The sequence below is a fragment of the Rathayibacter sp. VKM Ac-2803 genome, assembly GCF_009807175.1.
In the GTDB taxonomy this organism is placed as follows: Bacteria; Actinomycetota; Actinomycetes; order Actinomycetales; family Microbacteriaceae; genus Rathayibacter.
This window is the reverse complement of the sequence record NZ_WUCD01000001.1, coordinates 198,964-214,915: the sequence shown is the minus strand read 5'-3', so window position 1 is coordinate 214,915 and position 15,952 is coordinate 198,964. Positions and strand designations below refer to the sequence as shown.

Sequence of the window (15,952 nt, the reverse complement as noted above, 5' to 3'; positions counted from 1 at the left end):
CGCTCATGCGGGGATCGCCTCTTTCTGCGGAGCGCTGCGGCGCGCCTCGCGACGTTGAGTGAAGGCCGAGCGGACGCGCTCCGACTGCAGCAGGCAGAGCGCGACGATGACGATCGCCTTGAAGGCGGGCGTCGCCGACGACGAGACGCCGAGGAAGACGACCGTCTTGTCGAGCGTGGCGATCAGGAGGGCGCCGACGGCGGCTCCGGTGATGTTGAACTTGCCGCCCGCGAGCGAGGTGCCGCCGACCACGACGGCGAGGATCGCGTCGAGCTCGAGCTGGTAGCCCGTCCGCGACACGTCCACGGTCATCACACTGGCGGTGGCGAAGACGCCGGCGACTCCGGCGAGCAGGCCGCTGCCGATGTAGGCGGTCATCAGGAGGCCGCGGCGGTTGATGCCGGCGAGCCGGGCCGCCTTCGGGTCCATGCCGATCGCCTCGATCATCAGGCCGAGGGCGGTGCGGCGCACCAGCACCCCGACGACGACGACGATCGCGATGGCGAGGAGGAAGACGACGGGGAGTCCGAGGACGTAGCCGTTCGCGATCCAGCGGAAGGGCTCGTTCGTCGCGGCGGTGTTCTGGCCGCCGGTGATCACCTTGGCGAGACCGCGGCCGGCGAGCATCACCACGAGGGTGCTGATGAAGGGCTGGAGCCCCACGACCGAGACCAGGATGCCGTTCACCGCCCCGAGGACCCCGGCGACGAGCAGCGCGACGGCGAAGGCCGCGGCGGCGGCTCCGAGCGAGTCGGGAGCGCCGTTCGCGTTGAGGAACTCCATCGACACGGCACCGGCGACGACCATGATCGAGCCGACCGAGAGGTCGATGCCCCCGGTCGCGACCACGAGGCACATGCCGACCGCGATCATCAGGATCGGCGCTGCCGCCCTCGCGATGTCGATCACGTTGCCGACCAGGTAGCCCGTGCTCGGGCTGACCGAGACGGCCAGATAGCTCGGGTCCTTGACGACGTTGACGAGCAGCAGCAGCAGGATCGCCACCGCTCCCCAGAAGTACTGACGGCGGATCAGCCCGGAGAGGAAGGAACCCCGGCCGGGTCTGGTGTCGCTGCTCATGATGCGGCCTCCTGCGTGGCGCCCTGGAGAACGACGACGTCCTCGTCGACGACTCCCTCTGCGGCGATGGTAGTGACGATCGACTCCGCGGTGACAGCCGGGCCGTTGAGGATCTCCGCGATCACGCGGTGATCCTTCAGCACGATGATGCGGTCGCTGAGCCGGACGACCTCGTCGAGCTCGGACGAGATGAACACGACGGCGACGCCCTCGCCCGCGAGAGCGACGACCTTCTCCTGGATCTCGGCCTTGGCTCCCACGTCGATGCCGCGGGTGGGCTCGTCGAGGATGAGGATCTCGGGGGCGGTCGCCAGCCAGCGTCCGAGGAGGACCTTCTGCTGGTTGCCGCCGGACAGCTTGCTGATGGGGCGGTCGGGGTCGGCCGGTCGCACGTTCAGCTCGACCAGGTACTTGCCGACGATCTCGTCCTTCTCCTTCTTGGAGAGGGGGCGGGCCCAGCCGCGCTTGGCCTGCACCGCGAGGATGAGGTTCTCGCGGACCGAGAGGTCGCGGATGATGCCCTCGTCGCGGCGGTTCTCGCTCGAGAAGGCGATCTTGTGCGCGAGGCCGGCGGTCGGCGTCGGGATGTCGGCCTTCTTGCCGTGCAGCGTGATCTCGCCGGTGTCGGGCTTGTCGACGCCGTAGACGAGGCGCGCGAGCTCGGTGCGGCCGGAGCCGAGGAGGCCGGCGAGTCCGACGACCTCTCCGCGGTGCAGGGTGAGGTTCGTCGGCTCGATCGAGCCCTTCTTGCCGATGCCCTGGGCGGAGTAGAGCGGCGCCTCGCGGTAGAGGTGGTCGCTGTTCTCGCGCTCCGAGTCGAGCGAGCGGAGGGCGGCGATGTCCTTGCCGATCATCTTCGAGATGAGCGAGGTGCGATCGAGCTCCGGAGTCAGGTACTCGCCGACGTACTGGCCGTTGCGCAGCACCGTCAGGCGGTCGCTGATCGCGTAGACCTGGTCGAGGAAGTGCGAGACGAAGAGGATCGCCACGCCCTCCGCGCGGAGGCGGCGGATGACGACGAACAGGTTCTCGACCTCGTTCGCGTCGAGGCTCGAGGTCGGCTCGTCGAGGATCAGGACCCGGGAGTCGCTGACGGTCGAGCGGCTGATGGCGACGAGCTGCTGCATCGCGATCGACAGCGAGGCGAGCGGCCGGCGCGGGTCGAGGTGGCCGAGGCCGAGCTTCTCGAGGGCGGTGCGCGCGGCCTCGTGGGTCGCGCGCCAGTTGATGCCGAAGGGGCCCCGCACCTCGTAGCCGAGCATGACGTTCTCGCCGATGCTCAGGTTGGTGCAGAGGTTGACCTCCTGGTACACGGTCGAGATGCCGGCGGCCTGCGCATCGGCCGTGCCGTTGAGGCGCCGCGTCTCGCCGCCGACGACGATGTCGCCGCTGTCGATCCGGTAGACGCCCGTGAGCGCCTTGATGAGGGTGGACTTGCCGGCGCCGTTCTCGCCCATGAGGGTGTGGACCTCGCCCGGGAACAGGCGGAAGTCGACTCCGTCGAGGGCTTTCACGCCGGGGAAGCTGATCGAGATGTTCTTCATCTCGACGATCGGAGGCGAACCTGTCATGCCGCGTCGTTCCGTTCTCGAGTGGCGCTTCGCTGCGCCGGAGGCCGGAGAGACCGGGACCCGCTGGGGCCCCGGTCGCTCCGCGTGGAGTGGTGCTGACTAGAACTTGCGGTCGGGCAGGGCGGCCGAGGCGGCCTCGGGCGAGTCGAAGGTCTCGCTCGGGACGACGATCGAGGACTCGACCGTCTCGCCGGCGAGGGTCGCCTCGACGGCCTCGAGGGCGGTCTCGCCGAACAGCGGGTTGTACTCGGCGACGAAGCTGAGCTTGCTGTCGGCGAGGGCCTGCAGGGCGTTCTTGGTGCCGTCGATCGTCGCGATCTTGACGTCGACGCCCGGGGTGAGTCCGGCCTCCTCGACGGCCTGGACCGCACCGAGACCCATCTCGTCGTTCTGGGCGAAGACCATCTGCACGTCGTTGTTGTTCGACTTCAGGACGGTCTCGAAGACGCTCTTCGCCTCTTCGGTCGACCAGTTGGCGGTCTGCGCGCCGACCTTGGTGAAGGCGGAGTCGGCGCCGATGACCTCGTCCCAGCCCTCGTTGCGCTCGTTGACGACCGAGACGCCCGCGGGGCCCTCGAGCGTGAAGTACTTGGCGCCGTCGGGGAACGCGGTCTTCGCCCAGTCGGCGACCGAGGTGCTGACCGCGATGTTGTCGGGCGCGATGCGGGTGACGTAGAGGTCGGTGTCGTCGGGCTCGATGCCGCGGTCGATCAGGATGACCGGGATCTCGGCCTCCTGAGCGCGCTCGAGCGAGTCCTCCCAGCCGGAGCCCTCGGTCGCCGACAGCAGGATCACGTCGACGCCCTCGTCCACGAAGGAGGTGAAGGAGTCGATCTGCGACTTCTGGTCTCCGTTGGTGGCGGGGGCGTACTTGAGCTCGTAGCCGGCGTCCTCGGTGAACGTCTCCTCGATGTTGGTCTCGTTGGCCTGGCGCCAGGCGCCCTCGGGGCCGACGGCGACGAAGCCGATGGTGGTCAGGTCTCCGCCGGAGCCCGCGTCGGATCCTGAGTCGGACCCGCCGGAGCAGCCGGCGAGGCCGAGCGCCAGGGCGCCGACTGCTGCGAATCCGAAGAACTGGCCGAAACGCCTCGTGTTGTACATGGATCTCCTCCTTGAGATCACGGGCGCGCAGGAGCGCCCGTGCGGGTGCGGGCCCGAGGGCCCCGATGTAGTGCGGGCCTGGCGGCCCGAGGTGCAGTGAGTGCAGGATGTGCAGTGGGCAGCGACTGAGCGCGTCCTCGTTCGGAATGTTACCGTGAACAATTCTTGTGACGCAACAGCGTCGTCGACGGGTCGTGTAACGGTTGGGTACGTCGTGCCGGGTGGTGCGTCTCAGCCCCGCGTCACCGGCTGACGGAGGATCGTCCGGAGCTTCTCGGGAGCGGCCCGTCTCGGGTCGCCGAGGTAGATCTCGTGGTGCTTCCCCGTCATCCGGAGCCCGCTGGCCGGGAGGAAGTCGTCGTGCATCGCCGCGAGGACGGGGCCCTCGGCGTCGTAAGGGCCGAGGTGGAGGGTCTGCACGGCGAGGCCCTCGTCGAGGGTGGCCGTGCGGAGGCGGTCGAGCGCGGGCACCTTGTGGCGGACGGCGCCGACCGACTCCGCGACGTGCTCGTCGGTGAGCCAATCGGGAGTCAGGATCATGGCCGTCCAGCTCCACCGGGCCTTGTCGCGGGCGCTGGTGAAAGCGCTCATGTCGTCCGACCACCACAGCGCCTCGAGCGGCATCACCGTGTAGTCGCGGCCGAGGTCGTTCTTGCTGAGGAACTTGAGCGCGTAGGCCACGGGGTAGAGCGTGGCGACGGCGTCGGAGTAGGCGGTCGCGGTGTTCGGATCGCCGTGTCCGTCGATCATGAGGAAGCGGGCGGGCACGACCTCGACGACCTCGAACCGGCCGTGCGGCGCGCGGTAGGTCGCGATCCGCTTCTTGAGGTCGAGCGTCGCCATCGTGTCCTCCGGAACACCATGATGCCGCCGCGATCGATGCGGCGTCAGACGAGGATGCCGCCCGCGGCGACGACGCGGCCGCGGTGCACCACGAGGCGGTCGGGGTCGCGGTCCATCACGGCGGCGGTCGGGGTGTCGCCGCGGAGGACGACGAGCTCGGACGGGTCGCCGACGGCGAGGCCCGGGCGGTCGTCGACGGAGGCGAGGCGGTGCAGCCCGCCGTCGATGACGGAGGCTCCTCCCCAGGTCGCGACGGCGAGCGCGTGCTCGATGTCGACGTCGTCGTCGAAGCCCTGGCCGTGCGAGAGCAGGAACGCGCGCTCGAGCATGTCGCCGTTGCCCCACGGCGACCAGTAGTCGCGCTGGCCGTCCATGCCGAGGCCGACGCGGACGCCTGCGGCGAGCAGATCGAGCAGGGGGAGCTCGGCGCCGTGGCCGGGGGCGATCGTGGTGAGCGCGACGTCGAGGGAGGCGAGCGTCTCGATCGCGGCGGCGACGCCGCGATCGGGTGAGGACAGGGCGAAGGCGTGCGAGATCGAGACGCGGCCCTGCAGGCCGTGGGCGCGGATCCGCTCGGCGATCAGGTCCATCGAGAACAGGCCGAGCGAGCCGCGCTCGTGCAGGTGGATGTCGAGACCGACGCCGTGCTTCTCGGCGAGGGCGAAGACGGCGTCGAGGTGGCGCACCGGATCGCGGTCGATCTCGCACGGGTCGATGCCGCCGATCAGGTCGCCGCCGAGCGAGAGGGCCTCGTCGAGCAGCTCGACGACTCCGGGCTCGACGAAGACGCCGACCTGGGGGAACACGACGATCTCGACGTCGGCGCGATCGCGGTGCGCCTCGCGGGCGGCGAGCACGCCCTCGAACTTCTCGAGCCCGGAGTCGGCATCGACCTGCGCGTGACTGCGGACGCGGGTCGCGCCCTTCTCGATCATGGTGCGGAGGGTCGCGGTCGCGCGGTCGGCGACCGGGGCCTCGGCGCTGCGCCAGTGCGCGCGGTCGTTCATGATGCGACCCCAGCGCCCCTCCTCTCCGGTGCGCGGACGGAAGGGCAGGCCGAGCCGGGTGGAGTCGAGGTGCACGTGGACGTCCGAGAAGGAGGGGACCAGGATGCCGCCGCGGCCGTCGACGACCGAGTCGGCGCTGCCCTCGCCGACCGGGGCGATCGCGAGGATGCCGGTCTCGTCGACAACGACGTCGCGCGCCTCGCCTCCCCAGGGGCGGACGTCGCGGAGGAGCGTGGTGTTCGGCATGGGGTGGAGCCTTTCAGATCGAGGAGGAGTCGGCGGCAAGCGGTCAGTCGGTGAACGACACGTCGCTCAGGACGTACTCGCCGTCGGCGCGGGGGGTCCACTCGATGCCGGGGGCGACCGCGTAGTCGGCGTCGGGCGTGAACAGCGGGTCGATGAAGGCGTTGTCGATGTTGGTCTGCGCGATCTCGCCGAAGACGGCGTCGCGCTCGTCGCCGGTCACGGTGCGCTGCTTCTCGACGAGGGCCGCGAGCTCGGGCGACTTCGCGTAGTCGTTCTGACCGCCCGCGAAGAGGTTCGTGGCGGGCATGTCGCCGTCCATCGTCGACGGCGCCCAGGTGTTGAGGTAGAGGCCCTCGACCGAGACGGTGCCGTAGATGATGTTCGAGAGGCTCGCCTGGTCGGTCCCCTTGAGCTCGACCGTCATGCCGGCCGCCTCGAGATAGCCGCCGATCGCCTGCGCGATCTCGGACGAGAGCGGGATGCGCCCCTCCGTCGCGTACTGGAGCGGGATGGTCTCGCCGCTGTAGCCCGCCTCGGCGAGGAGCGCCTTCGCGGCGTCGGGGTCGTACTCGGTGGCGTCGATGTCGGCGTAGCCCGTCACATCCGGAGCCACGATCTGGTCGTTCGCCACCGCGCGGCCGCTGAGCACGCCGTCGACCAGGGACTGCTTGTCGATGGCGAGCCGGATCGCCTGGCGGATGCGCGCGTCGGCGAGCACTCCGGTGCTCGAGTTCATGCCGAGGAAGGTCACGCCGTTGGCGGTGCGCGAGGCGACCTCGACGCCGCTCCCGCTCAGCGAGTCGACCTGGTTCGGCGAGATGAGGGCGATGTCGAGGCTGCCGGAGGACACTCCGTTCAGCCGCGCGTCGGAGTCGCCGACCGTCTGGAAGGTCACCTTCTCGACCTCGGGCTCCTCGCCCCAGTAATCGGGGTTCTTCTCGATGACGTACTCGACTCCGCGGGTGTAGCTGACGAAGCGGAACGGGCCGCTGCCCACGGGGGCTGCCGCGAAGCCCTCCGAGCCGAGCTCGGTGTAGACCGTCTCGGGAACGATCGAGATCGCGGTCGTGATCGAGGGCCACGGCGAGAACGGCGCGTTCAGGGTGAAGACGACGGTCGTGTCGTCGGTCGCCTCCACCGACTGCAGCACGCCCATGTAGCCGAGGTTGTCGGAGTCGGGCGAGGCCAGGATCGTGCTGTAGGTGAAGGCGACGTCGCCCGCCGTGACGGGGTCGCCGTTCGAGAAGGCCGCGTCCTCGCGCAGGGTGAACGTCCACGTCGTGAGGTCCGCGCTCGGCGTCCACTCGGTGGCGAGCGACGGCTCGATCGCGCCGTCGGCGTCGAGCTTCGTGAGCTGGTCGAACACGTTGTAGTAGTAGTTGTAGCCCGCCAGAGACCCGTCCATGATCGGATCGGGCGCGCTCTCCGGCTCCGCCACCTGGCCGATGACGATGTCGCGGTCGGCCGAGGCTCCGCTCGAGGCGCCCGAGCAGCCGGTGAGGGCCGCGATCGTGAGCGCGAGGGTCGTGAGGGCGATGACGGGCGTGGCGCGGTTCCTGGTCATGAGAGGTTCCTTCGGTCAGAGGTGAGCGGGCGCGTCGGGGCGCTGCCGGGGGTCGGAGAGGGGGATCGAGTCGAGGAGCGAGCGCGTGTAGGGGTGCGCGGGGGAGTCGAAGACCTGGTCGCGGGTGCCGGCCTCGACGAACTCGCCTCGGTTCATCACCGCGACGCGATCGGAGAGGTAGCGCACCACGGCCAGGTCGTGGGCGATGAAGAGGTACGAGAGCCCGCGGGCGGCCTGCAGGTCCTTCAGCAGGTTGATGACCTGCGCCTGCACCGACACGTCGAGGGCCGAGACCGGCTCGTCGAGCACCAGCACGTCGGGCTCGAGCGCGAGGGCGCGGGCGATGCCGATCCGCTGACGCTGGCCGCCCGAGAACTGACCGGGCCTCCGCTCGAGCGCATCCGCTCCGAGGCCGACGTCGTCGAGGAGCGAGACCACGCGCTCGCGGGAGTAGCGGCCGGCGATGCGCAGCGGCTCCGCGACGATCTCGTGCGCCGTCAGCCGGGGGTTCAGAGCCGAGTACGGATCCTGGAACACCAGCTGCATCCGGTTCTGCACGCTCCGCCGCTCGCGGCTCGAGAGGGAGTCGAGCCGGCGCCCGAGCACCTCGATGGAGCCGCTCGCGACGGGGTTGAGACCGAAGATCGTGCGGACGAGGGTCGACTTGCCGCAGCCGGACTCGCCGACGAGCCCGAGGGTCTCGCCCCGCCCGAGTTCGAACGAGACGCCCTTGACGGCCTCGATGACGCGGCGCGAGCGGAGGCCGGTCCGCTGGCGGAACCGCACGTGCAGGTCGTCGACCCTGAGCACCGGCGCGCTCACGCGGTCACCTCGGCGGCGAACCGCGGGGTCTGCTGCGCGAAGTGGCAGGCGGCCCACTGGTGGTCTCCGACGTCCTCGAGAAGCGGCTCGAGCTGAGTGCAGAGCTCCGACTTGGCCGGGAGCTCGCAGCGCGGCGCGAACGGGCAGCCGCGCGGGCGGTTCTGCGGCGACGGAGGCGACCCCGGGATCGCGTAGACCCGTTCGCCGCTGTGCTCGGCCGAGAGCAGGCTGCCCAGCAGCCCCGCCGTGTAGGGGTGCGTCGGGTGGGCGAACACGTCCCAGACCGAGCCGCGCTCGACGACGCGCCCGGAGTAGAGGATGCAGACCACGTCGGCGACCTCGGCCACGAGCCCCAGATCGTGCGTGATCAGCACCATCGCGGCGTCGGTCTTCGCGCGCACCGTGCCGAGGACCGTCATGATCTGCGCCTGGATGGTGACATCGAGGGCGGTCGTCGGCTCGTCGGCGATGAGCACCGACGGCTCGTTCGCCATCGCCATCGCGATGACGGCGCGCTGCCGCATGCCTCCCGACCACTGGTGCGGGTACGCCTTGGCACGCTGCTCCGGATCGGGGACCCCGACGTCGGTCAGGAGTCCGGTGACCTTCTCGCGCACCTCGGCCCGGCCGAGCGAGCGGTCGTGCACCTTCAGGGCGCGGCCGATCTGGCCGCCGACCCGCTTGACCGGGTTGAGCGCGGTCATCGGGTCCTGGAAGATCATCGCCAGCTCGCTGCCGCGCAGGCCCCGCAGCTCCGGCTCGGGCATCCCGAGAACGTCGCGGCCGCGGTAGTGCACGGTGCCGCCGAGCACCTCGAGCCCCGCGGGGAGCAGGCCCAGCACGGCGAGCATCGTGACGCTCTTGCCCGAGCCCGACTCGCCGACGAGGCAGAGCACCTCGCGCTCGTGCAGGGTGAACGAGACGCGGTCGACGAGGGTGACGGTGTCGCCGTGCTCGTCGGTGTAGCCGACGCTGAGGCTCTGCACATCGAGAAGGACTGCGCGGTCTGGAGTGGTCGTGTCGTCGGGGGTGGTCATCGGAGGCTCCGCTTCACGGATCGTCGAGACGTGCGTCGGACAGTGGTCGCCGAGCCCTCGGCGGTGAAGCGCTGGCTCAGCAGATTGGTGCCGGCGACCGTGAGGAAGATCGCGACGCCGGGGATGATCGCGAGGTGCGGTGCCTGGCGGACGTAGTCCTGCCCCTCGCTGATCATCAGTCCCCAGCTGGGTGTCGGCGCCTGCACGCCGAGGCCGAGGAAGTCGAAGGAGGAGGTGAGCAGCATGACCGCGCCGATGTCGCTGGAGGCGAGGATCATCATCTGCACCGCCACGTTCGGGACGATGTGGCGCCGCACCGTCCACAGCCCGCCCGCGCCCTGGATCCGCGGAGCGAGCACGAAGTCGCGGTCCCGCAGCGCCATCGCGGTGCTGCGGGCGACCCGGGCGTAGCCGACCCAGTACGTCGCGGCGAGCACGCCGATCATCAGCCAGACGCTCGGGCCGAGCGAGGCCGCGAGGGCGATCAGCACCAGGATGACGGGCATCGCGAGCTGGATGTCGGCGAGCCCCATCAGCACGTTGTCGGTCTTCCCGCCCACGTAGCCCGACCAGGTGCCGATCGCCATGCCGACGAGGCTGTTGACCACGACGATCAGCAGGACGATCCCCAGCGTGACCCGGCCGGCGAGGGCGAGGCGGCTGGCCTCGTCGCGACCCAGCGCATCCGTGCCCAGCCAGTGCTCGGCGAACGTGCCCGGTGCCGCGAGGACCTTCGAGAGGTCCTGCGCGAAGGGGTCGTAGCCGGGCAGGAGCGGGTAGACGAGCGAGAAGAGGACGATCGAGCCGACCATGACGGCGCCGAGGGCCTGCAGGGCGGGCACCCGGCGCCCGCGGGTGAAGGCGGTGGTGATGCCGGCGCGCAGGGCGCCGGTGCGGATGATCTCGGTGGTGGTCATGCGAGCCTCACTCGGGGATCGATGAGCCCGGACACGAGGTCGACGAGCAGGTTGGCGAGGATGAACAGCAGGGCGACCACGATCAGCCCCGACTGCACCACCGGGAAGTCGCGCGAGTAGACCGCGCCGAGCATCAGCTGCCCCATCCCGGGCCAGGCGAAGACGTTCTCGACGATCACGAGGCCGCCGAGGAACGAGCCGAGGCTGATGCCGGCGACGGTCAGCACGGGCAGGAACGCGTTGGGCAGCAGCTCGCCGACCACCACGCGGAGGCGGTTCTCGCCGCGGGCGAAGGCGGTGCGGGCGTAGTCCTGCGTCGACTGCTCGGTCAGCGCGTTGTCGAGCAGTCGCGTGTAGAGCACGAACTGGCCTGTCGCGATGGTGAGCGCCGGCATGATGATCGCCAGCGGATCGCGGTTGCCGAGCGAGGGCAGCAGGCCCAGCCAGACCGAGAGGATCAGCACCAGCAGCAGGCCGAAGAAGAAGTCGGGGATCGCCTGGCGGGTCGAGCCGAGGCCGAGCGAGAGGGCGCGGAGCCCGCGGGACCGGGTGAGCTGGATGACGACTCCGGCCACGAGCGCGAGCGCCAGGCCGAGCACGAGGCCGACGGCGCCGAGCGAGAGCGACGCGGGGAGCCGCTCGAGGACCAGCTGCATCGACGAGACGCCGACTTGGCGGTACGAGTCGCCGAAGTCGCCGGTGACGAGCCCGCCGAGGTACTGCAGGTACTGCTGCCAGAGCGGCAGGTCGAAGCCGAGGCGGTGGTTCAGATCGGCGATCTGCTCGGGCGACGCGTTCTCGGTGAGCAGGAGCGCGGCGGGGCTGCCGCTGAGACGACCCAGCGCGAAGGCGATCGTGACGACGGCGAAGATCGTCGCGAGACCCTGCGCGAGTCGTCTGGCGATGTAGGGGCCCATGGCGCCGCCTCCGTTCGTGTGGGTGCCGGTCGTGCTGTCGGTATACAGAATTGCGGGTTCTCTGTTTCGTGCGCATCAACGGAGGTTTCGACGGTGTAAACACTTCGGCGCCGGTTTGTATCCGAAAGTGGCCCGTGCACCCCGTAAATCCGCGTGTTCTCACGAGAGGTCGCCTCTATTGCATACCGATGAGAGTCGAGTTCGCGAGCCGAGCCGGGATGCGATCTTCCTCGTACTGCATACAGAATGAGCGAAGGAGGACGACATGTCGACACGCATCATCACGTCGGAGGAGTGCGAGGCGCTCACCGAGTGGCCCGGGCTCATCGCCGCGCTCGCCGACGCACACCGGGCGCTCGCCGAGGGAGGGGCGGTGCAGCCGGTCCCCGAGGCCCTGCGCATCCCGGGGGACTCCAGCGCCGACGGCCCCGCCGCTGTGCCCATGAGCGCCTTCGCGCCCTACCTCGGTCTCGCCTCGGTCAAGCTGCTGATCGACGCGCCGCGCAACCGCGCGAGCGGGCTGCCTCCGCAGCGCTCGACGGTCTCCCTCTACTCCGCCGAGACCGCCGAGTGCCTCGCGCTGATCGACGGACGGGCGCTGACCCGGCTGCGGACGGCCGCGGTGTCGGCCCTCGCGACGTCGGTGCTCGCCCGCCCCGACTCCCGAGTCCTCACCCTCGTCGGCGCCGGCCCGCTCGCCCGCGAGCACGCGCTCGCCGTCGGCTCGGTCCTCGAGCTCGACGAGGTGCGCGTGTGGTCGCCGTCGGGATCCTCGGCGCAGGTGCTCGCCGCCGAGCTCGTCGCGAACGGCGTCCCGGCGACGGCGCGCGGCGACCTGGAGGACGCGGTGCGCGACTCCGACGTCGTGTGCACCCTGACGCCGTCGGTCGAGCCCGTGCTCGACGCGGGATGGTTCGCCGATGGTCTGCACGTCAACGCCGTCGGGTCGCCGCCGCGGCACGGCTACCGCGAGCTCGGCGCCGACGCCCTCGCCCGGGCCGACCGGGTGGTGGTCGACACTCGTGGCATCGCCTTCTCGGAGTCGGACAACATCCGCCTCTCGGGGCTCCGGCCCGCCGACGTGGTCGAGCTCGGCGAGGTGCTGGCCGGCCGCGCGACCGGGCGCCGCTCGGCTGCCGACGTGACGGTCTTCAACTCCGTCGGCATCGGACTGCAGGATCTCGCCGCGGGCGCGTACGTGCTCGCCCGGGCCGAGCGGGCGGCGCTCGGCATCGAGGTCGAGACGCGGGCGGCGCGGTGACCGCGAGCGCGCCGACCCGCTTGAATAGGAGGAGTCGAGCGAAGGAGGCCCGCGTGACGAGCATCGCCCCCGAGGAGTCGCTGACCGCTCAGACCTATCGCACGCTCCGGCGCGAGATCATCCTCGGCCGCTACCCGCAGGGGTCGCGGCTGGTCGAGTCGACGCTGGCGAGCGAGCTGAACGTGTCACGCCTGCCGATCCGCGAGGCGGTGCCGCAGCTCGAGAACGAGGGCTTCGTGCGCACCCTGCCGCGGCGCAGCTCCCGGGTGACCGAGTGGACCGCGGCCGATGTGACGGAGCTGTTCGACGTGCGGCTGAGCCTCGAGACGCTCGCCGCCCGGCTCGCGGCCCGACGCGTCGCCGAGGGCGTCTCGCCCGATCCGCTGCACGAGGCGATCGCCGCCGAGCACCGCGCCCTCGACAGCGAGGACTGGCTGCTGGTCGCCGAGACGAGCACCGTCGTGCACGAGGCGATCGTCGACATCGCCGGCAGCGCGCTGCTCGGCTCGCTCATGCGGGCGGTGAGCGGGCGGATGACGTGGCTGTTCTACCTGACGTCCGCGCGCGACCAGCACCAGCAGTCCGACGAGCACCAGGGCCTGCTCGAGGCGATCCTCGCCGGCAACGACCGGCTCGCCGAGTCGATCGCCTTCACCCACATCGAGAAGGGGCGCGCCCCGTCGCTGCAGCTGCTCGGCGCGGGGCCGCGCGACGCCTGACGGCAGTGGGTCTCGACACGCCCCTGCGGGGCTGCTCGACCAGCAGCCAGGCGGGGGAGTCCTCTTGCCGCCTGCCTGCTGATCGAGTAGCCCGCGCAGCGGGCGTATCGAGATCCCCCTCCGTCAGCGGGTGATGCTCACGCGCCGTGGCGCAGGCGGCGACGGAGGAGCATCATCCCGCCTCCGAGCAGGAGCGCGAGAGCGCCCGCCGGGAGGAGCGACAGGTCGGCGCCCGTCGCGGCGAGGGCGTCGTGCGTGCCCGGCTTCTGAGCGACGGGCGTGGCCGTCGGAGTCGTCACGGGGACGACGACCGCGGTCGGCTCGGGCGACGGAGCGGGAGCGGGCGTCACCGCGGGCTCCGTCGGCACGGGCGTCGGCGCCGGCGTCGGCACCGTGCCCTCCTGGGCGAGCACGGGCACGGTCGACCAGTCGATGTCGCTCGCCAGGCCGTACGAGGTGTACGAGGGCTGGTTGTAGGCCGTGTTCTGGCGCGCGACCTCGACCCGGTACTGCGGGTCGTGCATCAGCGTCGTCAGCTTGCGGTCGGTGACCTCGGTGCTCGAGTAGATCCGGATCGCGCTCGAGTCGGCCGTCGGCAGCAGGAGCTCCTCGCGCCAGTCGCCGAGCACGTCGGCGACGAGCGACGGGTTGCCCTTGGTGCCGTTGTTCGTGACGGTCCCGTCGGCCGAGAGCAGCACCGTGCCGTCGCCGGTGACGATCGTCGGAGTGACGGGGGTCGCGTCCTGCATCGTGGTGCTCGCGACGATCTGCGTCGTCATGTCGGCGGCCCAGCGGATGCTCTGGTTGGTGCCGGGCTGCGTGTCCGAGATCGGCGCGCCGGCGGCCGAGAGCTCGCCGATCGCCCACACCTCCTGGCCCGGGATCGCCGGGTCGATGTCGCCGATCATCCCGCGGCCGGTGTCCTTGCCGGAGTAGGCGCCGAAGAGCACCTCGCCGGTCGCGGCGTCGCGCAGTGCGTAGCCGTAGGGGGCTCCGACGCCTCCCTCGTGCACGGTGAAGGTCTCGAGACCGGGGTTCGCCGGGTCGATGTCGGTCACGTGCATCGCGTCGCCGTGGCCGAGCTTCGCCGAGGTGCCGGGAGCCGAGCTGCCCTCGGGGAGGGTGTCGTACGAGCTGTAGAGCAGGCTGCCGTCGTCGTCGAGGGTCGCGGAGCCGTAGACGATCTCCTGGCGGCCGTCGCCGTCGACGTCCGCCGCGCTGAGCGAGTGGAAGCCCTGGGTGGTGAGCGTCGCCCACTCGGGGCTGGTCCCCTCCCGGCCGTGCGGGGTGTCGTTGAAGGGGTTCGTCATCGGGACGTGACCGCTGTCGGCCGTCCAGCGCTTCGTGAGCGAGGTGCCGTCCCAGTCGTAGGCGACGACGACCGCGCGGGTGTAGTAGCCGCGGGCGAAGACGGCCGACTGCGTCTCGCCGTCGAACGACGCGACTCCGGCGAGGAAGCGGTCGTTGCGGTTGCCCGGCTCGATCCGCGAGTAGGCGTAGTCGCCCCAGAGCAGGCCGTCGTCGCCGCGGGCGGGCTCGTAGGCGACGGTCTCGAGCTCGGCACCCGACTCGCCGTCGAAGACGGTGAGGTACTCGGGGCCGGTGAGGATGAAGCCCTCGAAGGTGGTGAGGTCGTTGCGGTCGCTGCGGCTGGGCGCGTAGACGTCGATGAAGTAGTCGACGAGCTCCTCCGCGCCCGTGCGATCGAGGGGGTACGAGTGGGTCGGAGCGGTGCCGAACGCCTCCTCGAGGGTCGCGGGCCACTGGCCGCTCGTCACCTCCTCGCGGGTGCTCCAGCCCTCGAACACCCCGATCAGGTGCTCGCGGTAGTCGGCGGCCGACATCCGGTAGTCGTCGGCGGGAGTGACGCCGGCGGCGACGTCCTCGGGGAGCAGCGTGATCGACTCCGCGCGCGAGGGGTCGCCGCCCGGGATCGTCACCGTGCCCGGGGCGGTCTTCGTCATGATCTCCGAGCGGCCGTCGCCGTCGAAGTCCGACACCATGAACTGCGTGTAGTGGGCCCCCGAGCGGATGTTCACGCCCAGGTCGATGCGGTGCAGCAGCGTGCCGTCGGCCTCGTAGGTGTCGAGGTAGGTGCTGCCGGTGTAGCCCTTCTGCGAGACGTCCTTCGCGTTCGAGGGGTACCACTTCACGACGTACTCGTAGTCGCCGTCGCCGTCCATGTCGCCGACGCTCATGTCATTGGCGCTGTAGGTGTACGCCTCGCCGGCGGGAGTGACTCCGTCGGCCGGCTTCTGCAGCGTGAGCGTCTCGAAGGCGTCGGCGGAGGCGGTGGCGGGCGCGCTGGGCTCGCCCGGCTCGCCGTCGACGACCGGCACCACGCGGTACTCGTCGCCGGGGGCGCCGGCGGGGTCGTGCAGGTTGGTGCTGTCGGTGACGACTCCGACGCGCTCCGCACCGCGGTAGACGGCGAAGTCGGCGCCGACCATCCCGGTGTCGGAGGATCCGGTGACCTCGGTCGCGAGCAGTCGCCAGCTGACGAAGACGCCGCCGTCGGGCGAGGCGAGGGCGACGACGCCGCGGTCGAGGTCCTCGAGCTGCGCGGTGAGCGCGGGGTTCGCGGAGGCGGTCGGCGCGGTGGTCTGCGCGACGGCCGGGCCTGCGGCGGCGAGCGCGACGCCCGCCACCAGCGCGAGGCCCAGTCCGGAGCGGAGGGCGGAGTGCCTCGGCGGGCGCCCGCCTCGGAGTGTCGGGGCAGGAGTGAACGGACGTGAATTCGGCATTGAATCCCTCGGCATCGATGGTGCCGGGCTGCAGGAATGCGCTTTCCCCGGCCGTGCCACCCTATGTGAAACCTTTCAAAGAGGTCAACATCCGCCGAGTCGGCCGGCTTGCGGGCTGATGAC

Annotated in this window: 13 protein-coding genes; 2 read left to right on the top strand and 11 right to left on the bottom strand. The window is 70.8% G+C overall.

Translation table 11 applies throughout. The features are described from left to right. Positions 1 to 3: 3 nt before the first annotated feature. From GRS96_RS00905 to GRS96_RS00860, 10 genes are all read right to left on the bottom strand, one after another. Entirely contained in the window at positions 4 to 1,080 is a 1,077-nt protein-coding gene (locus GRS96_RS00905; RefSeq protein WP_159987460.1) for an ABC transporter permease, read from the bottom strand. Beyond that, on the bottom strand, positions 1,077 to 2,651 hold the full coding sequence (locus GRS96_RS00900) for a sugar ABC transporter ATP-binding protein (protein ID WP_159855396.1): 1,575 nt from the start codon (positions 2,649 to 2,651) through the stop codon (positions 1,077 to 1,079). The genes GRS96_RS00905 and GRS96_RS00900 overlap by 4 nt, the downstream gene beginning before the upstream one ends. A gap of 99 nt (positions 2,652 to 2,750) precedes the next feature. Next, positions 2,751 to 3,752 (bottom strand): ABC transporter substrate-binding protein, encoded by a 1,002-nt coding sequence (locus GRS96_RS00895; protein ID WP_159855398.1) that lies wholly within the window; start codon positions 3,750 to 3,752, stop codon positions 2,751 to 2,753. A 231-nt stretch (positions 3,753 to 3,983) separates the two neighbouring features. Then, positions 3,984 to 4,595 carry a GyrI-like domain-containing protein gene (locus GRS96_RS00890; protein ID WP_159855400.1) on the bottom strand — a complete coding sequence of 204 codons (612 nt, stop codon included), beginning with the start codon at positions 4,593 to 4,595 and terminating at the stop codon, positions 3,984 to 3,986. Positions 4,596 to 4,639: 44 nt separating this feature from the next. Then, positions 4,640 to 5,848 carry an amidohydrolase family protein gene (locus GRS96_RS00885; RefSeq protein WP_159855402.1) on the bottom strand — a complete coding sequence of 403 codons (1,209 nt, stop codon included), beginning with the start codon at positions 5,846 to 5,848 and terminating at the stop codon, positions 4,640 to 4,642. A gap of 43 nt (positions 5,849 to 5,891) precedes the next feature. Continuing rightward, positions 5,892 to 7,412 (bottom strand): ABC transporter substrate-binding protein, encoded by a 1,521-nt coding sequence (locus GRS96_RS00880; RefSeq protein WP_159855404.1) that lies wholly within the window; start codon positions 7,410 to 7,412, stop codon positions 5,892 to 5,894. 15 nt (positions 7,413 to 7,427) lie between these two features. Further along, complete coding sequence (locus GRS96_RS00875; protein ID WP_159987459.1) at positions 7,428 to 8,234, bottom strand: ATP-binding cassette domain-containing protein; 807 nt, start codon at positions 8,232 to 8,234, stop codon at positions 7,428 to 7,430. Then, positions 8,231 to 9,271, bottom strand: a complete 1,041-nt coding sequence (locus GRS96_RS00870) for an ABC transporter ATP-binding protein (protein ID WP_159855408.1) — start codon at positions 9,269 to 9,271, stop codon at positions 8,231 to 8,233. Before GRS96_RS00870 ends, GRS96_RS00875 begins: the two co-directional genes overlap by 4 nt. Then, positions 9,268 to 10,188 carry an ABC transporter permease gene (locus tag GRS96_RS00865; protein WP_159987458.1) on the bottom strand — a complete coding sequence of 307 codons (921 nt, stop codon included), beginning with the start codon at positions 10,186 to 10,188 and terminating at the stop codon, positions 9,268 to 9,270. Before GRS96_RS00865 ends, GRS96_RS00870 begins: the two co-directional genes overlap by 4 nt. Then, complete coding sequence (locus tag GRS96_RS00860) at positions 10,185 to 11,105, bottom strand: ABC transporter permease (protein ID WP_159855412.1); 921 nt, start codon at positions 11,103 to 11,105, stop codon at positions 10,185 to 10,187. The genes GRS96_RS00865 and GRS96_RS00860 overlap by 4 nt, the downstream gene beginning before the upstream one ends. A gap of 265 nt (positions 11,106 to 11,370) precedes the next feature. Between GRS96_RS00860 and GRS96_RS00855 the strand changes: the two genes are divergently transcribed. After that, the gene (locus GRS96_RS00855; RefSeq protein ID WP_159855414.1) at positions 11,371 to 12,366 is read left to right on the top strand and encodes an ornithine cyclodeaminase family protein; all 996 of its coding nucleotides are present in this window, start codon (positions 11,371 to 11,373) and stop codon (positions 12,364 to 12,366) included. Positions 12,367 to 12,419: 53 nt separating this feature from the next. Beyond that, the gene (locus GRS96_RS00850) at positions 12,420 to 13,085 is read left to right on the top strand and encodes a GntR family transcriptional regulator (protein ID WP_159855416.1); all 666 of its coding nucleotides are present in this window, start codon (positions 12,420 to 12,422) and stop codon (positions 13,083 to 13,085) included. A 137-nt stretch (positions 13,086 to 13,222) separates the two neighbouring features. On the opposite strand, the gene GRS96_RS00845 is transcribed toward GRS96_RS00850, so the two are convergent. Then, positions 13,223 to 15,829 carry a rhamnogalacturonan lyase gene (locus GRS96_RS00845; protein WP_159987457.1) on the bottom strand — a complete coding sequence of 869 codons (2,607 nt, stop codon included), beginning with the start codon at positions 15,827 to 15,829 and terminating at the stop codon, positions 13,223 to 13,225. Positions 15,830 to 15,952: the final 123 nt, after the last annotated feature.